General features: G+C 41.1%; 15 protein-coding genes and 2 tRNA genes. 12 read left to right on the top strand and 5 right to left on the bottom strand.

Features of this window, described 5'->3' with window-relative positions; all coding sequences use genetic code 11:
* Positions 1–349 precede the first annotated feature (349 nt).
* The 6 genes from ACRD7A_RS18635 (at position 350) to ACRD7A_RS18610 (ending at position 11262) form a co-directional block, all read left to right on the top strand.
* Positions 350–1390, top strand: coding sequence for a FecR family protein (locus ACRD7A_RS18635; RefSeq protein ID WP_430812904.1), 1041 nt, complete (start codon positions 350–352; stop codon positions 1388–1390).
* 146 nt (positions 1391–1536) lie between these two features.
* Positions 1537–4962 (top strand): SusC/RagA family TonB-linked outer membrane protein, encoded by a 3426-nt coding sequence (locus tag ACRD7A_RS18630; protein ID WP_430812903.1) that lies wholly within the window; start codon positions 1537–1539, stop codon positions 4960–4962.
* 77 nt (positions 4963–5039) lie between these two features.
* A complete protein-coding gene (locus ACRD7A_RS18625; RefSeq protein ID WP_430812902.1) occupies positions 5040–6605 on the top strand; it encodes a RagB/SusD family nutrient uptake outer membrane protein in 1566 nt (521 codons plus the stop codon).
* A 172-nt stretch (positions 6606–6777) separates the two neighbouring features.
* Positions 6778–8256, top strand: coding sequence for a hypothetical protein (locus ACRD7A_RS18620; RefSeq protein ID WP_430812901.1), 1479 nt, complete (start codon positions 6778–6780; stop codon positions 8254–8256).
* Positions 8257–8372: 116 nt separating this feature from the next.
* The gene (locus tag ACRD7A_RS18615; protein WP_430812900.1) at positions 8373–9608 is read left to right on the top strand and encodes a glycoside hydrolase family 27 protein; all 1236 of its coding nucleotides are present in this window, start codon (positions 8373–8375) and stop codon (positions 9606–9608) included.
* 58 nt (positions 9609–9666) lie between these two features.
* Positions 9667–11262 carry a beta-N-acetylhexosaminidase gene (locus tag ACRD7A_RS18610; RefSeq protein WP_430812899.1) on the top strand — a complete coding sequence of 532 codons (1596 nt, stop codon included), beginning with the start codon at positions 9667–9669 and terminating at the stop codon, positions 11260–11262.
* A gap of 132 nt (positions 11263–11394) precedes the next feature.
* Here the strand turns inward: ACRD7A_RS18610 and ACRD7A_RS18605 are convergent.
* From ACRD7A_RS18605 to recO, 3 genes are all read right to left on the bottom strand, one after another.
* Positions 11395–11466 (bottom strand) — tRNA-Arg (locus tag ACRD7A_RS18605).
* A gap of 318 nt (positions 11467–11784) precedes the next feature.
* Positions 11785–12933: a methionine aminotransferase gene (locus tag ACRD7A_RS18600; RefSeq protein WP_430812898.1), complete on the bottom strand. Its 1149-nt coding sequence runs from the start codon at positions 12931–12933 to the stop codon at positions 11785–11787.
* A gap of 194 nt (positions 12934–13127) precedes the next feature.
* Complete coding sequence (recO, locus tag ACRD7A_RS18595) at positions 13128–13856, bottom strand: DNA repair protein RecO (protein WP_430812897.1); 729 nt, start codon at positions 13854–13856, stop codon at positions 13128–13130.
* A 348-nt stretch (positions 13857–14204) separates the two neighbouring features.
* Here recO and ACRD7A_RS18590 point away from each other — a divergent pair, with 348 nt between their 5' ends.
* From ACRD7A_RS18590 to ACRD7A_RS18570, 5 genes are all read left to right on the top strand, one after another.
* On the top strand, positions 14205–15602 hold the full coding sequence (locus tag ACRD7A_RS18590; RefSeq protein WP_430812896.1) for an MFS transporter: 1398 nt from the start codon (positions 14205–14207) through the stop codon (positions 15600–15602).
* 89 nt (positions 15603–15691) lie between these two features.
* Positions 15692–15775, top strand: a tRNA-Leu gene (locus ACRD7A_RS18585).
* 452 nt (positions 15776–16227) lie between these two features.
* Entirely contained in the window at positions 16228–16443 is a 216-nt protein-coding gene (locus ACRD7A_RS18580; protein WP_430812895.1) for a type II toxin-antitoxin system Y4mF family antitoxin, read from the top strand.
* On the top strand, positions 16443–16775 hold the full coding sequence (locus ACRD7A_RS18575) for a HipA N-terminal domain-containing protein (RefSeq protein WP_430812894.1): 333 nt from the start codon (positions 16443–16445) through the stop codon (positions 16773–16775). Before ACRD7A_RS18580 ends, ACRD7A_RS18575 begins: the two co-directional genes overlap by 1 nt.
* Positions 16768–17703 carry a HipA domain-containing protein gene (locus ACRD7A_RS18570; protein WP_430812893.1) on the top strand — a complete coding sequence of 312 codons (936 nt, stop codon included), beginning with the start codon at positions 16768–16770 and terminating at the stop codon, positions 17701–17703. Before ACRD7A_RS18575 ends, ACRD7A_RS18570 begins: the two co-directional genes overlap by 8 nt.
* A gap of 20 nt (positions 17704–17723) precedes the next feature.
* Here the strand turns inward: ACRD7A_RS18570 and ACRD7A_RS18565 are convergent, their stop codons facing one another.
* Together ACRD7A_RS18565 and ACRD7A_RS18560 are read right to left on the bottom strand one after the other, a co-directional pair.
* Positions 17724–20693, bottom strand: a complete 2970-nt coding sequence (locus tag ACRD7A_RS18565) for a TOTE conflict system archaeo-eukaryotic primase domain-containing protein (protein ID WP_430812892.1) — start codon at positions 20691–20693, stop codon at positions 17724–17726.
* Positions 20694–21233: 540 nt separating this feature from the next.
* A complete protein-coding gene (locus ACRD7A_RS18560; protein WP_430812891.1) occupies positions 21234–22244 on the bottom strand; it encodes a hypothetical protein in 1011 nt (336 codons plus the stop codon).
* Between the two features lie 441 nt (positions 22245–22685).
* On the opposite strand from ACRD7A_RS18560, the gene ACRD7A_RS18555 reads away from it, so the two are divergent.
* The gene (locus ACRD7A_RS18555) at positions 22686–23045 is read left to right on the top strand and encodes a 4a-hydroxytetrahydrobiopterin dehydratase (RefSeq protein WP_430812890.1); all 360 of its coding nucleotides are present in this window, start codon (positions 22686–22688) and stop codon (positions 23043–23045) included.
* Positions 23046–23405 lie beyond the last annotated feature (360 nt).

Raw genomic sequence — 23405 nt, 5'->3', positions numbered from 1 at the left:
AAACAAAAAGGCTAATCAACAAAGATTAACCTCATATATTGTTCTTCATAAGTATCACTTCTGAAAGTGCCTATTTATTACCTGCTTAATGCTTAGATGTTGGTCTTTTATTTGGCTGACCATCAAATATGTGAGGTTTGTATTTTGCCATAACAAAGTATGATGCCAGGGGACATGTATAATAGTGATGCCGTCTTCTGATTTCATACCACTGGATTATAACGGTTCGATAGCCTTAATGTAAATGATGTAAATTTTTGTGCTTGAATCTGAGTGATATATAAAAAAATGTTAAAGAATGATAGGGGTAAGGTGGGTGTAATGCGTTGTATTTATAGAACTGAAAAGGATGAAGGAAGTTTTAAAGAAATATAGAAATAATACTTGTTCTGAAAAGGAATGGGATGAAGCGGTTGGCTTACTGCAGGGTGAGTATGGTGAGCAGCCACTCAATGATCAGATGCTGGCTCATTGGAATAGCGAAGCAGCGTCCCATATAAAGCAGGGTGACGAGCAGCGTTTCAAACAAATATTGGAGAATGTTTACGAGGCTACCGAAGTCGGGCATAATATGCCAATTATTAAAAAAATAGCCTTTCATCGTTTGTTGCGGGTGGCGGCTGTGTTGACTTTGCCATTGCTGATTGCATTAAGTGTTCTGTGGTTGCGTCCTGCGGAAGATAAAACAGTGTTACTGTCAGAGCTGGTGGCACCTGCCGGTGAGCAAAAGCAAATTACTTTATCTGATGGTACAAAGGTGTGGTTAAATGCTGCTAGTAAATTAACTTTCCCGATTAGCTTTAAGGGGCTAAATGAGCGCCAGGTTCATCTGATTGGAGAGGGGTATTTTGAAGTAGCTAAAAATGATAGCCAGGCTTTTATTGTTAAAACGGATGGCCAAATTGGTGTACGCGTAACCGGCACGGCTTATAATATTTCCGCCTATGCCGATGAACGCTTTGTGAAGGTGGCCTTGCGCGAAGGCAGTATCGATTTAATTGAAAATAAGCAAGGGCAATACGAAACACTGTCCGCCCTAGTGCCTGGCGATGTGGCTTGCTTTGATAAGCATACCAGTGTGCTGGATCAGTATCATCAGGATGATGTGGAACAGTTTGGTGGCTGGAAGGATGGTAAAATGGTATTTGAAGATGAACCCCTGGCGGGTGTGCTTCGCCGGATGGCCAGACGTTACGATGTGGACTATCGCATTGATGATAGCAGTCTGGTGGCTTATCGCATTTCAGGCACCTTTGTAAATAAAACATTGGAGGATTTTCTGCAAGTGCTGGCCGTATCCTCGGAGCTGTCTTATGAGATAAGTCCAGCCGATAGTTGTGCAGAAAATTTCTCAGCTAAACGTATGGTAAACTTTAAAAGCTTAAAATAAAAACAGGAAAGTGTTGCAGCACTTTCCTGTGGGTAAAGCCTGCAGGTAGCAGGCAATGTTTAATAATAAAATCAGTCAAATTTATGGAAAATTATCCTTACGGACGAAGAAACTTCAGCGCGTTTCTTCCCCGAAAATTCATGCTCATGATGAGATTTACCATTGGTTTATTTTTACTAATTAATGTGCAGGTAATGGGAGCCGGTTCTTACGCACAAGAAACCTTGATTAGCTTGCAGATGCAAAATGCTAAAGTCAAGGACGTTCTCAAGGCCATAGAGAAAGCCAGTGAGTTTTATTTTGTTTATAACACGCACCTTGTAGATGTTAATAAGACTGTTAATGTGGATGTGCGCGATAAGCAGGTAAGCGCAATATTAGAGAACCTGTTTGCCGAGGAAAATGTGCGGTATCAGCTCATTGATCGGCAGATTGTTTTGTCACCTATTTCAGTCGACCGACTAACGACCGAAGTAATGCAGGAAATTACTGTATCAGGCACGGTGCGGGATAAGGCAGGACAGCCTGTGCCGGGCGTTACGGTGTCAGTTAAGGGAACAGCGCGTGGTACCATTACTGATTTCGATGGCCGTTACACCTTGAATCTTGAGTCTACAGATGAGTTAATTATATTTTCTTCAATAGGAATGAAGACGCAGGAAATAGTAGTGGGCGATCAGAGCACCGTCGATGTGGTGATGGAAGAAGAATTGGTAGACTTGGATGAAGTAGTTGTGGTGGGCTATGGGGTACAGTCGCGCCGCCGTGTTACCTCGTCAATTTCATCGGTCGAAATGGCAGGAAGCGAAGCGGTACCTGCCTCATCGGTATCACAGGTTCTAAGTGGAAAGGCAGCCGGTTTAAATGTTAATTTCAATTCGGCTCAGCCTGGTGGCGATGTAACCTTTCAGATTCGTGGCGCCGCAACGGGTCGTGCCCCACTTATTGTGATCGATGGAATGCCGACTTCCGATTTTAATCCTTCTTCGGTGGGTTCGTTTGGAAATGGTTCTATCGATGCCACGCTTTTGACCATTAACCCGTCCGACATCGAGTCCATCGATATCCTGAAAGATGCTTCGGCAACTGCTATTTACGGTTCCAAGGCTGCGGGTGGTGTTATTTTAATTACTACCAAGCGTGGTAAAACCGGCGACCAGAGTAGTTTCTCGGTAAACTTAAATGCCTCAAGCGGGGTTCAGAAGTTTTACGAAGTGCCAGAGATGTTAAACGCCGTGGACTATATGAATGAGACCAACCGTGTGTTGAAAGAGAAGTGGCTTTACGACAGACGCGAAGGGGTTTACAGCAGTGTGGAAAAACCAGGCGGGTGGCAAAAACCAGGGGATTTTACGCCCTACTACGATGAGGCGACGATTAATGAGTTCAGAAGTGGTCAGCGTCAGGGTACTGATTTTGTTGATGCCATTACCCGTAGTGGATTGGTGCAGGATGTGGATCTGTCTATCCAGGGCAATAGCAAGGATACACGATTTTACTCGTCCTTTAATGTGTATGATCAGAAGGGGATTATTAAGAATAACGATTTGAGTAAATTTATTGGTCGTGTGAATGTTAATCAAGATTTTGGCGACAAGCTAACGGCCGGTTTAACCATTAACTTCAGTAGCATTAACTCAAATAATGTGCAAATCGGAAACGGTGGTTTATGGGAGAATAGCGGTATCTTGTTAAGTGCCCTGCAGTTCGACCCAACCCTGCCGATATACGACGAGGACGGCAATTATCAGGAAAATGTGCGGCAGTCAAATTTCCCCAATCCGGTTTCCTTCCTTGATATTACTAACGAAACCAAAGTGGAACGCTTTTTTAATACAGCCGATCTGAAGTATAATATTTTACCTGAACTATATGTGAAGGCCCAGGTAGGTTTCGACCGCACCCAGAGCAGAAGTTACGGATATCTGCCTACCTCTACCATTGCCGGTAAGGGTTATAACGGACGTGCCGATCGGGCCGATGATACTAATACCAACTATCAGTTTCAGTTATTGGTAAATTACATCAAAACCTTCAACGAGAAGCATAATCTAACCAGCTTGTTGGGAACGGAGTATATGAAGTATAAGTGGGAAGGTTATGGCATTACTGCCACTAATTTCCCATACGACGGGGTGTTGTGGAATAACCTGTCATTAGGTGCCAACCGTCCCAATGTTTGGTCTTACGGAGGTTCTACCGAAACAGCTTCTTATTTTGCCCAGTTGAGTTACGATTACGATTATAAGTATTTTGTGTCGGCTAACTTACGTGTTGACGGTTCGGCTAACTTTTCGCCTGACGACCAGTACGGTTTCTTCCCAGGTATTTCGGTAGGTTGGGACATTTCGCGCGAAGGTTTTATGGCTTCTACAAGCAATTGGTTAGACCAACTTAAATTACGCGCCGGATATGGCGAAACAGGTAATGATGATATTGGATCGGCTTTTACCGATTGGTATGCACCTGGAGCCAATACCATGTGGGGTAATTCAGTGGTATCGGGTGTGCGCCTGGCCGGTTTGGGTAACCCCAATTTGAAATGGGAAAAGCAGGTGGATATCAATGCCGGGTTTGACTTTTCAATATTTAATGGTAGAGTCACCGGTTCTATGGAGTATTTTAATCGGGTGATTAGTCGAATTCTGGGCGAGAAGAATTTGATCAGTTCAAATCCAGTCAACCGTATCTACCATAATTTAGATGCAGAAAAGCAAACCTACGGGGCAGAGGTGACCATTAATACACAAAATATAAAAACAAGCGATTTCTCCTGGAATTCACTTATTACCTATACCTATTATCGCGATCGCTGGCTGAAGCGTGATCCAAGTTATGTACTGGGTATTAACGAATCGGCTAAGCAATATTTTGGCGAGCTGTGGTACTATCAAACTGATGGTTTAGTAGAAGTAGGTAGTACAGATCCACTTAATCCGATACCGGGTACTGTGAAAATAAAAGATGTTGATGGCTATTTATTGGATGAAGCCGGTAACAGGGTAACCGACGAAAATGGTAAACCACTTTATGCCGGTGCACCAGATGGCCGTATTGATGCAGCTGACTTGGTAAAGGTTGGTGTGAATACACCTTATACAATCGGATTTAGTAACGTGTTACGTTATAAAAACTGGGACATGAGCATTGATGCCTATGGTGTATTTAATCGCTGGAAGATTAATCAAACAAAAATGACCCTTGGTGCTCCGGCAGCCTATGGCATTGTATCAATTGGATCAAATCTGATGGAAGAGGTAAAGGATCGTTGGAATAGCGATTACCAGGACGGTACCGAGGTGTCGGCGCTTCAAAACCTGTCGAAATATGGAACCGGTGATTATTATCTGGAAAAAGCCTGGTTCATTCGGGTGAAAAACATCACCCTGGGTTATACCTTGCCGGAACAATTATTGTCGCGAGTTAAAATGAAGAGTCTACGAGTGTATGCTAACCTGATGAATCCATTCTTATTTACACCTTATTCCGGCATGGATCCGGAAACGGATAGTTATGTAGCTGCTTATCCTAATCAGCGTACTTATTCATTGGGTCTTCAGCTTAACTTTTAAATTACTAATAATATAGCCTGATTGCCGGCGGATGACATAATCCAAAAGTTTAATTCAGGTACTAAATAGATTAGCATATGTATAAAATACATTTAATAGCCATACTCATCGTTTCCATGTTGCTACAAGCCTGTAGCCTCGAAAAGGAAGAGTTTAATAAAATAACACCCGATAATTTTTATAAAACCGAACAGGATGCACGCCTGGCCATCGCTGCTTTGTATTATAATTCCATTACTAAGGTAGGTACCTGGTCACCAGGATTTTTTGTGCAGAGTATTAACTCCTTACCTATGATTACCGATATTGCGGCTGGTGATATGGTGCGTTGTTCCTACGGCGATAACCCATGGGAATACCTGCGTAATAAAGAGTGGACGCCAAGCAATGGTTATGCTACCAATAATTTCTTTCATTACTATAATCATATTTCCAATGCGCGTATTGTGGCCAATCAAATTGCTAAAATGACCACCATATCCGAGGCATTAAAGGAGGAACTATTGGCGGAAGCGCAGGCCATTGCCGGTTGGAAAGCTGCTATTTTATACGATTTGTATGGTCCCGTCCCTTATCCAACCGATGAGATGTTGAGCAACCCGGCGGATTTAGTGTATCCGGAACGTCCTTCAAACGAAGCGTTTGTGGATATTATCGAATCGTTTTTTGAGAATAAAGATAAACTGATGGTGCCCGATTTTGGTGCGGGTTTTGGACGTATGAATCAGGGGATTGCCAATTTTGTGCTGATGCGTTTGTATATGCTGGAAGCCGGTCGCACCGGTGATAAAGCATTTTGGCAAAAGGCTAAAGTTTGCGCTGAAAACATCATAAATCTGGGTATTTACGAGTTGCAAAATAAGTATAGTGCGGTGTTTGCCAAGAGTAATCAGAAGAATAAGGAGATCGTCTTTGCTTCGCCATCTGATTATTCGTTTAACGTGAATATGTGGCATGCGGAGGCGTTGCCCAATAACTACCCCTGTGCCTTAAATCGTGGATCAGGTGCCTGGGGAGGGTATAAGATACTATGGTCTTTTTACGATACATTTGATGCCGATGATCAGCGACTGTCTGGTATTGCAGCTGAATATACCACGGATAGCGGTGTACTGATTAAGCGCGAAAATCCCAACGATGATCGTCATGGCGTTGGTCACGGGGCCATTCCGGTTAAGTACGATCCGGACGATACACAGGTGGGTTATTTCCAGGAGCACGATTTTATCGCCTATCGATATGCCGAAGTGTTATTGGCTATGGCTGAGATATTGAATGAGTTGGGTGAGGATGCTTCGGTCAATGCGCCACAGTTAACTCAGCTGGCAAATGATGGAAGTGTACTAAGCAGCGATGGGGGCACAACAGCACTGTCGTTTATCAATGCCGTAAGAGTGCGGGCTGGTTTGGCGCCATTGGAAACTTTGAGTCAGGCCGATTTACGCGATGCCATCCTGATGGAGCGCAGTCATGAGCTATACTGCGAAGGTGTGCGCCGTGCCGACCTGATTCGTTACCAACGCGTGACCAATGGTAACGGCTATGTTAAATTCGATGAGGATACAAATAAATTTCTATTCCCGATACCCATTGGTTATATCAACGAGTACAAGGGGCATCTAAATCAGAATCCTGGTTACTAGTAATTAGGATTGTCATTAACTATTTAGGGAACGGTTCTTTATAAGTACCTTATGATCGAGAGCTGTTTTATAAAATACTAGTAGTAATACTTAATAATTAAATATTGGCAGAGGGGGTGAGCGGCTAGCCACATCACTTTCTCTGCTTTTTTTTAAGGTAAAATTTCCAATTATGAAAAGGCTGTGTGTATTATGGTGTGTCTTGTGCACTTTTTTGGATGGGTTTGGGCAAATTATTGAAAACCAAACGTGGCAACGAAGTTTTAAGCCAGACACCACTACGTTATTGCGCAATCCGGCCATGGGCTGGATGCTTTACGAGGAAGGTGCTTCGTTTTTAGAAGAGGCAAAGGCTTATGATCCGAAAGTATTTTGGGAAGAAATGGATGAGGTAGATGCAGCGGCCTATGCTAATATTTTGTATATCCGTGTGCTGTGGAAAGTGATGGAGCCGGAAGAGGGCAAATATGCCTGGCAATTTAATAAAGCCTACCAGGATTATATCCGCAAGGCGGAAGCGCGTGGTTTGAAACTGGCGTTTCGTATTTTTTTCGATAATGGCACTCCCGATTGGGTCTACGAGGCAGGTTGTCAGTCAACCCTTGATCCGCCTTATAGTCTACAAAACGATAAACAACCCTATTACGACGATCCGGTGTTTTTAGCCAAGCTAGATAACTTTATCAAAGCCTTTGCACGCGAATATGACGATCCGGCCCGTGTCGATTTTGTGGATGCCTATGGGCTGGGACGCTGGGGCGAAGGACATGGTGTAACCTTAAAGAATAAAGCGAATTACCCCAGGGTGATTGAAACGGTAACCAGTGCTTACGCCCGGTATTTTAACCAGGTATTGACCGTTTATAACTTGTCGCGTAACGATTGGGCCATGAGTAAGCCTTTGGTTTTTGACAAGCTAGGTTTCCTGCCTCGCCGCGACGGTATTGGCAGTCATTGGTTTGATGATACAGAGCGTAGCTATCTGAAAGAATTGTTTCCCGAGAAAGCCTTGATTGGCGAAGGGTGCTACTGGTTTGGCTACAACAGTAAAGACACCACCATGCGCACCAAGGAGCCTTTTCTGAACGACCCGCGCTTTCCGGGTATGCGTTATTGGACCGATGCGCTTTCGGTAGCCATTGAAGATGCATTGGCATCGCATGCCAATACCTTTGATCTGCGTACGCCTTTCGAAACGAAGGTGTGGCTAGAGCGCCTGCGAAATAAGGTACAGCGTTTTATCAGCCATGGCGGGTATCGTTTATATCCCGATTCGGTGGCGGTGCAGCAACAGGGGCGTAGCTTTCGTGTCGACCATTTCTGGCGCAATGGAGGGGTGGGTGTCTTGCCCAATAATCATCCTAACTGGAATCAGAAATACAAAGTGGCCTTCGCCCTGTTAAAGCCTGGGTCCGATCGGGTACAGTGGCTGACGATTGATGAACTTGCTAATCCGGGTCAATGGCTAAAGGGCAATGTTTACAGTTATTACGGGTTCAACTTTACGGTGCCGGCAGGGCTTAAAAAGGGCGATTACGAATTGGCCGTGGGTATTATCGATACCACCAGTAATCATCACTCAGCTATTCAGCTAGCTGTTGAACAGGTGGCCGGAACCTGGGTGCGGATTGGGACTTGTACGCTGAAATAGACCGATGATTAAGCACTCGGAAGGGCAGCCGACGTGCGGTGGATCATCCGACTGCTGATCTGGCAGGATGTTGATTAAGATTAGGCCGCACAGAGTAAGAACTTAAAAACGATTATATGTATAAGATTAGTATTTTTTTATTTTTGATGTGCGCAGCCCTGGGGCAGGCGCAGACGAAAGCGAAACAGCAGGGCCTGGTACCGCGCCCACAGACGCCGATTATGGGTTGGGCCAGCTGGAACAATTACCGGGTTAATATTAGCGAAACCATTATTAAGGCGCAGGCTGATGCCATGGCAAGTAATGGCATGAAAGACGCTGGTTACACCTATATTAATATTGATGATGGCTTTTTTGGTGGTCGCGACGAAAAGGGAAATCTCTTGGTACATCCTACACGTTTTCCCAATGGCATGAAGGGGCTGGCCAAATACATCCAGCGCCAGGGCCTTAAAGCTGGTATTTACTCGGATGCCGGTATTAATACCTGTGCCAGCTATTGGGATAAAGACACCATTGGGGTTGGCATGGGACTTTACGGTCACGAGTATGCCGACCTGACCCTGATGCTAAAGGATTGGGGCTACGACTTTATAAAAATTGACTGGTGTGGTGGTGATTGGCTCGGCCTCGACGAGGAAATCCGTTATACAGAGTTAAGCCGCATGATTCGTTCCATACGGCCGGATGTGGTGTTTAATGTCTGTCGCTGGCAGTTTCCGGGTAAGTGGGTGGTACCCATCGCCGATTCGTGGCGTATCTCACCTGATATTGGCAATACTTTCGCATCGGTGATGTCCATCGTCGATCAGAATGCTGATCTGTGGCCTTATGCCGGTCCCGGGCATGTTAACGATATGGATATGCTGCAGGTAGGGCGTGGTATGAGCTACGAAGAGGATAAAACGCATTTTACCATGTGGTGTATGATGGCCTCACCCTTAATTGCCGGGAATGATTTGACCACTATCTCGGAAGAGACTCTGTCTATTTTAACCAATGCTGACTTGATTGCCATTAATCAGGATCCACTTGTTTATCAGGCGCGCAGGGTGAAGGATGAAGGTGATATCGAAATCTGGGCTAAGCCTTTGGTGTCTACCATGAGCGGTCAGGTGGCTGTTACACTTTTGAATCGCTCGTCTGAATCAGCGACGATAAAGCTGGATCTGGCATCTATAGGTATCGATGCCGCTGCGGGCTATAGTATCAAAGACTGCTGGGAAAATGACTCACGTGCCGATTTAAAGCAAACAACCCTTTCATACGAGGTAAAAGCTCACGGAGTGGTGGTTCTGAAAATTAAAGGAAGCAGTTTGCCTTTTAACTTTTTCCAGAGTAAGGGAAAATAATTCTTGTACATTAAATTGCAATATGTTATTTTGACATTTTTATCTTTAATTAATAATTATGCGTAATTTTCTTTATTTACTGCCTTGTTTGTTTTTGTTCGCATGTGGCAAGCAAGCCCCTGTTTCCATTGATATTGTGCCCTATCCTCAGGATGTAAAAGCCTCCGGAAAATGGGTAGTTATCGATGAACCCCTGGCGATTCAATCGGATCAAGATTTTGCCGGCCTTACTAAGGTGTTATCAGATTATGTAAGTAATTGGAATAGTACTTTTGGAAAAACCGCTGCCAACGGCTTCCCACTGATTGTCGAAATTGATGAATCCATCCATGAAAGTGCCGAAGCTTATCAGCTAAGTGCGGTTGATGATCAGATTAAGCTAGTCGGCCGCAGCGCCAAAGGTGTTTTCTACGGCTTGCAAACCTTGCAGCAGCTTATGGTGGTTCATGGAAATGAAATTCATTTACCAGAATTGGAAATCACGGATTATCCTGATTTCGGATGGCGTTCTTATTTGCTCGATGAATCGCGTTATTTCAAAGGCAAGGCCTTTGTAATGGGCTTGCTCGATGAACTGGCTGCTTTAAAAATTAATAAACTTCATTGGCATTTGACCGATGACGCCGGCTGGCGAATCGAAATTAAAAAATACCCTAAGTTAACGAGCGTTGGCGCCTATCGCGACAGCACGCAGATTAATCACGAAGGCAAACGCTGGAATAGTAAGGTGTACGATGGGAAACCACATGGTGGGTTTTACACGCAGGCGGAGATAAAGGAGATTATTGCTTATGCCGCCGCGCGTAATATCGATATTGTACCTGAAATAGAGATGCCCGGACACGCCAGTGCAGCCATTGCAGCCTATCCCTGGTTAGGCGTGATTGGCAAGCTAACAAAGGTGCCAACTTATTTTGGTAAATTGGATGACAGCTACAATGTAACCGACCCGAAGGTGATTCAGTTTTTGCATGATGTGCTGGATGAAGTATGTGAGTTATTTCCATCGGAGGTCATCCATATTGGTGGCGATGAGGTGCTTTTTGAATCATGGCGCAACTCTAAACAAGTTCAGGCTTATATGAAAAAGCATCAGCTTAAAACCCCGGCTGATTTGCAAATTCGTTTTACCAATGAGATTTCAAGCTACCTCGAAAAGAAGGGCAAACGCATGATGGGATGGAACGAAATTCTGGGTCAAAACATCCATAATTTTGAAAATGCCGAAGACTATAATCCAGAAACGGAGTTATCGAAACAATCGGTTATTCACTTCTGGCGAGGTGAAATTCCTTTGATTACCGATGCGGCACAAAAAGGATACGAAATTGTAAATTCCCTGCATTCCGAAACCTATCTGGATTACACCTACGAAGGCCTGCCGCTTAGTCGTCTTTATAAATTTAATCCGATACCCGAAGGCCTGGATAGCGCTTACCATAAAAACATCATTGGTTTAGGTACACAGATGTGGTCGGAGTGGACCCCTACGGTAAAAGATGTGGAGTACCAAACCTTCCCACGGATTGCGGCCTTTGCCGAAGTGGCCTGGTCGGGTTCAGGCGATTATGAGGATTTCGTGAGTCGCTTAAAAATATTTAGTGCGCGCTGGACAGAAAAGGGCATTAATTTCCCCGCTGAGCAAATTAAATAATTGGGAGCACGTGATTAGGTGCTAGATATAAACATTAGCAGAGTAAGTGTATCGTACACCTCCTAGCTAAAACAATCTCTAAAAAGAAACCCTGTAAATCAAAGGATTTACAGGGTTTTGATTTTTATATTGTAGTCCCGACGGGAATCGAACCCATATCTACGGTTTAGGAAACCGCTATTCTATCCGTTGAACTACGGGACCATTATCGTTGGGCAAAAGTAATTAAAATAGTAAAGAAATAAAATAATGATTTAAGCTTCTATTTAGGAGTGATTTTATTGGATGATCTTTTAAGCTGGGCTTTAGATACAACAGGAAGCAGTTGGATAGTTGATATCATGCTTAGAAAGATTCAGGATCTTCATAATTCAGAATTTATCACAAAAAGGATGAACTATGAAAATTCGATTTTTAGCAGCTCTACTTGGGTTTACATTGTTTGGTATGTCGTGAAGCCCTGATAAGCCCATAGCCAAACGCGTTGTGATTCTGAACCAATAAGTCTCCTATGTTGCTTATTTATTCTTTTAGGGATGACAATCGACGGGCTGCCTCAGCAAGCATGTCGTCTGGTCGTGCAAAGTTTATTCTAATATGAGTTCTTTGTTGTCTCTCTTTCATAAAGGCACTGATCGGCAGGGTGGCTACTCCGTGTTCTTTAATCAGGCGTATCACAAAATCGCGATCTTTCTCATCCGACACATTGCCATAGTCAAACAACTGGAAATAAGTACCCGAGCAGGGGAGGGGTTTAAGGCCGGTGCCTTGCATCATCCTAATAAAGCGGTCGCGTTTATCCTGATAGAAGGCGGCCAGCTTCTGATATTCTTCTTTAGTACCGATAAAATCGGCCATGGCCATCTGAAAGGGTGAGTTAACGCTCTGCATAATTGCCTCATGTACCTTTCTGAATTCTTTCATGATGATTGCCGGCGCTGCACAATAGCCCAGTTGCCACCCTGTAACATGATAGGTTTCGCCCAGGGATGAGATGATAAGGCTTCGTTCGGCCAGCTTTGGAAACAGGGCAATGCTTTGATGCATGTGTCCGTCAAACACGATATGTTCGAAGGTTTCTTCGCTAACAACAATAATGTCAGTACCGCTAATAATTTTTTGCAGCCGCAGCAGGTCAATCTCATCCATCACCCAGCCGGTAGGGGTATGGGGTGTGTTAATGATGATCATACGTGTTTTGCTGCTTATCATTTGCTGCATCAGCTCCCAGTCGATATAATAGTTATCACCCCCCATCGGCACGCTTATCACCTGGGCACCATTCATTTCAATGGCTGATATATAATACTCGTTTGCGGGCTCAAAAATAATAACTTCGTCGCCTTCGCGCACCAGCGCGGCAATGGCAGTGAAGATGCCCTGAGTGGCACCTGCCGTGATGGTAAGCTCGGATTCGGGATGATACCTACGGTCGTAGAGGTCTTGTATTTTATTGGCGATGCCCTGGCGCAAGCGTAACTCGCCTGAAGGATCGGCATGACGATTAACACCTTCCCGTAAATGCTTCTCCACTAGTTTAATCAGATGAGGCGAACAATGAAAGCCGGTGTGCCCCGCTGCCAGATTAATGGCTTTGTGAGCCTTAATTAACGGTTTTATTGAGGTGATGAAGCTTGTGCTTATATTGGAAAATTTTGCGTTAATCTTCATGGGCGTATAATTTTCTTATTCACTGTCGCCTTGTTTAAAGTTAGGATAATTGATTTTCAATTTAGTGATTAAGTTTATGTTTTGCCCTTGCCTTTTGCGAAATATGACTTTTATAGTTGTTAACGGGTGCTTTTCTTTGATCAATGCTTTTGGGTCTGGCAGTGGCTAGCCTATACCTATTGGTAATGGGGTTATTATGGAAGGTGAAAAAGCTGATGCACAATGGGTAATGACTTGAGGTCGCCCAGAGTATCGATGTGAAGTCGATAGTACTCAAGTAGCTTATTTAGTAAGCTGTATCTGGCCTCGCCGCTGATACAGAGTGCGTCCAATGCATCAATTCGTAAGCGGTATAATTGGCGCCATGCGTTCAGATCAGCTCCTTCGATAAAAAAACCATGCGTGGGTTCGTTGTCACAGAAACATCCGTTCAGTAGGTCGAAATACGGTTCTTGTGGTTTTTCAAAACCAGGTGCGAAGCCTAGAAATCGCGTTAGCTGAAAGAGAAAGAACAGGTGGAAGTTGGCTGTTCCACTTTTGATTGTGTCAAACACCGAAATGGACTGATCGATGAAGTTAAAGAGGTCGGTGTTTTCTTCTTCTTCGCGCAGCACTTTGCTCATTAATTCGGTGAGGAAAAAGGCCATGGCACGCTTGTCCTGCTTAAAGGGTATGTTTGTGAGGGGATTGACTACTCTGAAGTCTTTTATGCGTTGTAAATCGGCTTTGGGGCGGTGATACACCTCCATATCCAAAAGGGTCATGGCCTGTAGTAATACGGCGCCGGATCTGTTGCGCTTACTTCGTACATTATTCACTACATAGCTCTGACGTCCAAACTTACGGGTGTAGATGTTAACGATGATACTCGTTTCTTTGTACTTGATGTGGCTGAGCACGATGCCTTGTGTGGAATGTATCATCTTAAGTGTTTTGTGCAAAAATACGAATTGGAATGATATAGTATTTCTTTGGCCTCTTCTAAGATTAAAATTAAGAGATTGTAGCTTAGGGTTGTTGCTTGCTTAGGTGTCTGTAATAGTGAGGATGCAAAAAAATGAAAGTGCGCAAAATAAGTCTTAAATGTACGATCGGCGTATGGGGAAAGTAATTATTTTTGCGCATCAAAGTATCACTATCATAGTGTGGTATACTGCGATACAGTATTGTAGTTAATAAAAAAGGGTTTGTAAAGAATAGGAAATACTATTAAGGCCGGTGATTCATCAGTGTAAGAGAAAAAATATCAAACAAATTATAAAAACTAGTTTATGACAGTAATGGTTAATTTTTTTAAGCGCTTTAGTCGCGGATTTTGGGTGGCTAACTTCGCGGAGTTGCTTGAGCGCGCAGCCTATTATGGTGTGTTTATCGTTATCACACTTTATCTCTCACGTATTTTAGCATTTACCGATGTCGAGGCGGCACTTATTTCGGGTACATTCAGCGCCTTGCTGTATTTTTTACCAACCTTTACGGGTGCTTACGCTGATAAGATAGGGTTTAAAAAATCGTTAATTGTGGCTTTTGGGTTTCTAACGCTTGGTTATGCCGGCTTAGGCGTCTTCCCAACTTTTCTTGAAAGTGCCGGTTTGGCCGAATATGGTTTTACAACGGAATTTACAGGGCTGAAGGAGGCCAATGAGAAATACATCATTATCCCTATTATGGCACTGATTATTATCGGGGGTAGTTTTATTAAATCGGTCATCACCGGTACAGTGGCCAAGGAGACGGATGCACAAAACAGGGCTACCGGTTTTTCTATATTTTATACCATTGTTAATATCGGGGCTTTCTCGGGTAAAACGATTGTTAAGCCCTTGCGCGAGGCTATGGGTAATGTGGGGCTTATCAATATCAGCTATTTCTCAGCCGGAATGACACTATTGGCATTAATAGCCATCATTTTCTTTTTTAAACCTAGTGTAACCCATGGTGAAGGGAAATCGCTCCGTGAGATATGGCAGGCTTTGGTACGTGTGGTGCTCAATTTCCGTTTGCTAATACTGATTTTGATTATCACCGGCTTCTGGATGGTACAGCATCAGCTATATGCTACCATGCCTAAGTATGTGTTACGCATGGCCGGAGAAGGTGCTTCCCCATCCTGGTACGCAAACGTAAACCCCTTGGTAGTATTTACCACGGTAGGACTTATCACCACCTTGTTAAAGCGTCGTACCGCCTTATTTTCCATGACCGTGGGTATGTTTATTATGCCTATATCTGCTTTTGCTATGGCCGCAGGTAATATGATTGGTGGAGATACCATGGGCTTTGTCGATATGCATCCCGTGGCATTTATGATGATTGTGGGAATTGCCTTTCAGGGGCTGGCCGAGTCATTTATCTCGCCTCGTTTCCTGGAGTATTTCTCATTGCAGGCGCCCAAGGGTGAGGAAGGTCTTTACCTGGGTTTTAGTCACCTGCACTCGTTCTTGTCATCTATACTGGGCTTCGGATTGTCGGGCTTCTTATTGGAGAAGTATTGTCCCGATCCTTTGTTGTTGAGCGATGCCGAGAAGATGACGGCTTATGACCATGCGCACTACATATGGTTTGTGTTTGTGGGTATCGCTTCTGTTTCGGCAGTGTCGCTCATTGTGTATGGTTATGTCACAAAAAAAATAGACGCTAAAAAAGAGGCGGTTAGCCCCGAAGCGTAAATTAATATGAAACATTTTAAAGATTTTTCTTGCAAGACAGATGTTTTGACTTATCTTTGCAAGCGCTAAAGAAAAATCTTTAGAATGTTGCCCAGATGGCGGAATTGGTAGACGCGCTGGTCTCAAACACCAGTGATAGCAATATCGTGCCGGTTCGATCCCGGCTCTGGGTACAGAAAGGAAGCCTGATACGTTAAGTGTCAGGCTTTTTCGATTTTGTATGATAGTGAATTTTGCATAATCTGAACAGGAAAAACTTCACATCCTTCACACCTCTGAATTACATTCTGAACTCCTTAATTTTAGCATTGAATGACTCTGCTGCCTCATTGGTGTTTCTGGTCTTGAAATAATTGGAATAGGTGTCCCAGAGTCTTTCAATGGTTCTGCTCATGATTGTGATTCTTCAGGTGCTGGATAATTTTACTGATGAAGTCGCAAATCGTTGCATACAGTTTTTTTATATTTATTGGAGTGAGGAGGCAATTGAAAAAATATAGAGAATAGTTGATGATTAGAACAATTGTCTATATGCATTAAGATATAAAGTTCGATAAAATCATTAAATTATATCTTTTTACATATAAAATTGCTATATTTCGGTTTTTATATCTCAAAGCATATAATGAAGACATTAGCTGAATTTGTAAAACAACGTCGAAAAGAGGTGAATCTGACCCAAGAGGAATTCGCTGAAAGGGCTGGAGTGGCGTTAACGGTGGTTCGAAAAATAGAGCAGGGCAAAACCAATATGAACCTCGATAAAGTAAATCAGGTATTGGCCATGTTCGGTCATGAACTGGCGCCGGTTGATTTCAGAGAACTTCAAACAAATGAGTGATGAGACAAGCTAAAATATATTATCAGGATGTCTATGCCGGTTTATTGGTGGAGACTGACGAGGGAGATTATTTATATACTTACGATGAGCAATATGTGGAGCGGTACCCCCAACAGTTTTTGACTTTTACAATGCCTGTTGTCAAGCAGACTTATAAATCAAATCGCTTGTTTTCGTTTTTTGAAGGATTGATTCCTGAGGGTTGGCTGTTGGAGATTGCTTCTAAAAGCTGGAAGATAAATCCGAATGACCGCATGGGACTTTTATTAGCTTGTTGTCAGAATTGCATTGGTGCAGTAAGTGTTAAACCAATTCCAGAAGAAGATGAATAAGTGCTTGTATTGTTATCAACCAATAAATGGAGAAGGCGACTTTCATGACGCATGTAGCCAGAAATTCTTTGGATCAAAAGTCCCTCCTGAGTTACCTTATTCAATCGACCAAATGTTAGAATTGGCTAAAGATGTTGTGGAGCGAAGTGTTACTGTTCCAGGTGTGCAGCCCAAACTATCAATGAGTTTGGTGGAGGAGGCAGGAAAGAAGACAGATAAGCGTTTAACAGTTGTTGGCGCTTTAGGTGGAAGCTACATCTTTAAGCCGCCTTTAGCTGATTATCCTGAAATGCCAGCGAATGAACACCTGACTATGCGAATGGCAGAAGCATTTGGAATAAATGTGGTACCCTCCAGTTTGATTCGGTTACAATCAGGTGAGCTATCCTACATTACCAAACGCGTTGACCGGACCGAGCAAGGTGAAAAAATACACATGCTTGATATGTTCCAAATCACCGAAGCCTTTGATAAGTATAAGAGCTCTATGGAAAAAGTCGGTAAGGCACTTGGTGCCTATTCTGCCAATCCGCTTTTGGATAAACTATTCCTATTTGAACTAACGCTGTTTAGTTTCCTGACAGGTAACAATGATATGCACCTGAAAAATTTTTCAATGATTTTGACTAATGGAACGTGGAAGTTGGCACCCGCTTATGATTTGCTTAATGTATCCATCGTATTACCGGAAGATACAGAAGAACTGGCATTAACTCTTGGTGGCAAAAAGAAGAAACTGACCAAAGAGTACTTTGATATATTTGGACAAAATTTAGGTTTGAATAAAAAGCAAGTGGAGGGTGTTTATAGAAGATTTGTCAATAAGAAGCCTATTGTATTACAATGGATTGAGGAGTCGTTTTTAAGTGATGAGATGAAGGAGAAGTATAAGGAGGTTATGGAGGAGAGGTATACTAGATTTATTTAGTTTTGTGTATATGAATATCTCTAAATCAATTTTTCTTCTAGCATGCTCTTCCACATCATATATCCCTTATTTCCTTCACTGTAATCATGCACAATGCGGCTAAAATTAGTAGGTGCATTATGAATAAAGAATTGCCGACCTTTGTTTCTTAAAATTGATAAGTCGTTATTGATAGTTTTTAGCTGATCGTGCAAATTATTTTTATCAATATGCCACAAATAGGTGGCCTCTTCAGTATCTAAAGTTTCAAGCACAATATGATATTGCTCTTCACCTTCAATTAAAAATACAAAAGCAAAAGGATTTAAAACAAAACGGATTTTTAAGATGTGGGCTTGATGACGCTTGAGTAGGAATCTTATCTGTTTATCATGTTTGACATCTTGATTGCTTAATAATTCATTAATAAAATCTTCTTCATCAATATCAGTCAATAGGTTTTTGGTGATCTCCTTTAAGCCTAGCATTTCTTCTTGAAAATCATGGAGTTTGCCTCCAATAATTTCTTTCTGAACAAATCTAAACTTTACACTTTCAATTAGTTCGTCATTTATTCTTTCAATATCAGAAGACTGAACCTCTTGAGCGATTAATATGTCATTCTCAAATTCAGCATAAATGTCAAGCGTGACCTTTTTAAGTCCAAGCTGTTTAGCAAAGTAGGGCTTAAGAATTGTGAATTCCGGCCTGATGATATCATTTTCAACTTCAAACTCAATCAATTCGCCAGTCTGTCTATTGACATAGTTGAAAGCAATTATTCCATATCTGAACTCTAGTTCTTTAAATTCTAGCTTTATCTGCTTTCGAATGCTATATGTGCTTGGCTTTTCTTCCTCTTTATGAGTATTATTAAAAAGCGTATGTTGTTTCTTCAGTTTACGATAGTAGGTATTTCTTTTGAGAAATAGTTTATTTAAGTAATCAACTTTGTAGTCCCGATAATCGTATATAACAGGTGTGTGTTCAGAGCGTTGAACACGTCCCATATATTGAATTAACTTACCTTTAAATGAGAAGGGATAAACCAGAAAAAGTCGTGAAACATTCTGCAAGTCACTACCCTCTCCGAAGAACTGACCAGTTGTAATTAATGCCTGAAAATTGCCTGCTTTTAATAGATTCGACTTGTTAACTCTATCTTTTTGAGAATCATCACCAGATAGGCAAACTGTTTCGAAACGATGTTTTAGAAGCTGATTAAGTGTAATAATGTGGTCCTTTCGCTCTGTGAGAATTACAGCTCTATTTCCATCCGAAAGCTCCTTGATTATATCTTTAATGATCAGGTTATTCCGGGCAAGGTCGTGTATCAATATCTGCGAGATTGTTTCAAATGGGTCTGTCTTAGGGTTGTATGGGACATTGAAATCGGTATTCCTAACAATGACTTGTGCGTGTTTATGGTTTTCTATGTGCTCCGGCTCTATTTCACAAATGACATCACCAAGGTGAATAACAATGAGTTTACCCTCATTGTACTTTCTAAAAGGAGTTGCAGTGAGTCCGTATAAGAAATGTGAGTTAAGCTTGCCAATTGTATTCCTAAATGACTTAGCAGGTATGTGATGACATTCGTCAATGATAGTTGTTCCAAACGCATGACATAATTGAGATTCCTTATCCAGCTGTTTAGATAACGATTGAATCATTGCAACGGTAATTTGTTTGCCGGGTTGAACCTTACCTTGACCAATCTTTCCGATTTCATGATAAGGGATGCCCAGGAATGATTCAATTCGTTCAAACCACTGTTCCATTAATTGTTTGCGATGGACTATTATTAGAGCGGGTTGTTTTCTGTCGGAGATTAGTTTAAGACCAATCACAGTTTTGCCGCTTCCGGGAGGCGCAACAATAACACCAAAATCTTTTTTTGAAATGCTGGCAAGTGCATCTTTCTGATGGCTTCTGAGTTCAATGTTACAGTCGTAGTTTATGGTAGGAAGTTTATTTCTCTTATCCCTAAAGTCATATCCTATGGATGCTTGTTTGCAAAATTTCAAAAAACTACCTGTCATTCCTTTTGGAATGCTGATGATATCATCATGTTCTTCGATGAAATTATAATAACGTTCAGTTTTATAGGTGCTCCGATTTTGCTTTTTCTTTATAAAGAATTCCGGATTTGCAAAGTTGAGTTTGTCCGTTAGAAAATTAATTATAGGTGCAGTTACACCCATGCTGTTAAAGGACAGTTGATTACTCAATTGAATGGTTAATGTTTCCGAGGATGATGGAAGGAGTAATTCTTCACTTAATTCTGAACTATTGCTTATGCCCTTGTATAGAGAGTTAAACTTGATTGTTGATAACCTTTGAACCGATTGAAGGAATGTATATTGGTCATCGAATGGAGCAAAGCTTTCAGTGCTAATAAAACAACTATTGCCGTTTTTTAGAGCCATACCATTCAATGGAAGTGCTATTAAGTTGCCTAACCCTTTGCCAGAGAGGTAGTCTTGATTTGGAAATATCCTATCAAAACTCGAACCTTTATCAAAAACAGAAAATGCACCACATTTTTGCAGAATGTTTATAAATAGTTTTCGGGTTTTAGTGGCCTGTAAATTCTCCTCAAAGAATATCCAGACATGCCCACCATTGCCAGAACGAGACCGTTCGAGATAGGCAGGAATTCCATTTGAATGGCAAGCTTCAATAAAAGAAAGACATTGTTCTTTCCAATCTTTTTTATCAAAATCAGCAACTAAGAACCAGCTTGTATTGTCTATGAGAAGAGGATATATACCTATAAATTGATTTCCATTCAAGTGCTTTACCAGCTCATCGTTGGTTAGTGGCTTGTATGTTTTATCAGGAAAATTAGAAAATGTTCCTCCATTACTTTTATGCAAGCGATATTGATAAGGATCGTAAATATATGCAGGCATGTATCCTGCTTTTGTACCCTTCTCCCAACTAATGGCAAAAACATCATGGCGCCCTTTGAATAGGTCTTTTATTGTGGATAGATTTCTATCGTCCATTTATTAATCAACTTACAGGGTAATTAAGTGTTATAATTGCTTTTGTAAGGTTACTTTCTAAGTGGGAAATATGTTAATCTGTCAAATAAAGATACTAGTCTTAAGGGTACAGATAGCACATCTTACCAAATTTATTATTGTGGCTTGAACTTTCAAAACCTAATATCTTATTGTTAGGAGTAATTTATGTGGAAACTTACTATTTGTATGCACATCTGAATTGTCTTCTGAAGTCTTTGATTTTAGCATTAAATGATTCAGCGGCCGCATTGGTGCTTCTTCCATTGGAGTAGTTGATGGTTACTTAGTGGAGTGTTAAGAAAGAAAGGCTTTTGGTAGTAAAAGCATCAAAGCCATATTTTCCAATCACAAAGGTATACTATGAATTTCAGATATACTCGCTGGGTGACTGGCCAAAATGTAATTTAAAGGTTTTTGAAAAGAACGGTTCTTTAAGTAAGATGCTTATAAAGAACCATTCCGTAAATGCTGTATTAAAAGTGGATTAGATATATTGATTTAATATGCTAATGATGAATATTACGAATCTTTTAAAGCTTTTTTAAACTTTCCAACAACAGAACTAATCCACTCAAGCTCTGTACACTGATAAAGATCGCCGTTTTTTTCATCTCTGAGTAACAATGATACTAACACTTTATCCGTTTGTTGTGATTTAGTTGTCCAACCTTTTTTTGCCCAAGGAGTATTATATTCATTGTAAATATGCTTAGTGCTCTTGAAGGCGAGGTTCTTTTTACTAAAGATTATTCGATAGTCAAACTTATCCTTATTCTTTAAATAATCATCATATGTATCGAATACCTTAACATCAATATCTAGCTTTTTTAATTTGGGCGCTACAAACGGATTGCATAATCTATATTGATTTGGAAAGTCCATATTGTCAAATTTCACAAAGGCAATTTTACAGCTTCTAATATCTTTAGGCAATCCCTGCCTGTTAAAGCTCTCTAATTCATGTAGAACCGTTCTTTTATCAATGATCTTCGTAATTAAGTCTTTATCTTCAGGTAGGATCATTACTGTGTCAATCAGCGTTTCATCATAGGTCTTAGTATTTGATAAAGTATTCTTCTTTGAATATTTTTCAATGTTTTTATAGTACTTCTTGTGCAATGATTCAATTGATGTTGCGCCTTCATATATAAACGCTGATTTTTCTGCTTTGCGAAATTCTTCATCCTTAAGCTCATTGTAAGGAAAGACATGCAAATGATAGGTTGTTTGCATCTTAAAAAACTTTGACATGATGCGATATACATACTTAACGTTTTTTGCTTTCATATCGGCATTGGCAATTTTGGCATCGTATCTATCTGATACATTATGCACAGCCACAACATTTAGCCCATCATCGATGAGCTGCTCCTTGTAGAATTCAAGATGCTCATTCGCGTTTTCATCAACACTGAATTCATACAGAACTATTCCAACTGGCGAATCTAATAGGTCGCTGGGTATTTTAGCTGCATAGGTTTGAATTACACCTGTGAATGCGAATAGTAAGAAAGAAATAATTTGTTTCATTTTATTGGTTTATTTATTATCCTGAAAGGCGGATCACCTATTATTTTGTTTTAATGGGATTTTTGGGTAGTTTAAGTTTAATTCATTTTGTTCGTTATGAATTTTTGAATATGCCCAACAGTATTCATATGCATCTTTGAAATATCCTTATGATTCAGGTTGTTATACGTCGTTATGCTGTTTGTTTCATTATGATTCAATCTCTTTGCTAGTATAACAATAAGTATTTATTGGTATAGCATAAGTAGTGTTGAAGACAAATACGTGCGATGGAATAAATAGTTGCGTTATCATCAAATAAGTACCAACTAAACTACGGCATTAAAACTAATGGATGCTTGTATTGACAAATGTCGCAGATAGTCTTTTCTTGAAGCTTGATGCCGATTTATTTCCACAATACGGCATTAAGTATTTGTTTTTTCATTAAAAGTCTATAACATGAATCAATTATCTAGTATGAAATGCGAAGCATGTAGTGTAAATGCTCATCGGCTGTCCTCTGACGAGGCAGAGTCGTTAATGTCCGATATTGCCGGGTGGTCGTTATTGGATGATTCGGGCATACAGAAGTTAAAGCGAATTTTTTCAACAGAAAATTTTCGTCAATCGATTTCCTTTACTAATGCCATCGCAGAATTAGCAGAAACAGAACAGCATCATCCGCAAATCGTTGTTGAATATTCATCAGTAACCGTTTTTTGGTGGACGCATAAAATTAACGGTCTTCATAAGAACGACTTTATAATGGCTGCCAAAACATCTAACTTATATAATGATATTCAAGCTTTAGATGAATAGTTATCAGGTTATAATTTATATACAGTGTTGTTTTTGACTTATTCACTCAGGACTTGACCGATCATTAGGCTTGTTGTTTTCGTTTCATCTAATCAGTAGAGCGTTTAATTAGTTTAAGCGGACAGTTCTCTTGCGGAAGGTACTTATAAAGAGCTTTTCCGTAAATACTTAATTAAAATGGAGTAGATATATTCCTTAAATATTGGGCTATAAACTGTTTTATGAAATCATATGGTCGATAGGCATCTTTTTCATAACTGAACGTTGGACATCTAATAAAAAATCAGTAATTCCGCTCATAAAAAAGCACCCATGATAATCAGTTGTTTATAACAGTTAGGGAAATTATTTTTTCGGGAA

Origin of the sequence: Carboxylicivirga longa, assembly GCF_050589825.1 — a bacterium.
Taxonomy (GTDB): Bacteria; Bacteroidota; Bacteroidia; order Bacteroidales; family Marinilabiliaceae; genus Carboxylicivirga; species Carboxylicivirga longa.
The sequence above is the reverse complement of the archived record's forward strand: the minus strand, read 5'-3'. Positions and strand labels throughout refer to the sequence as shown.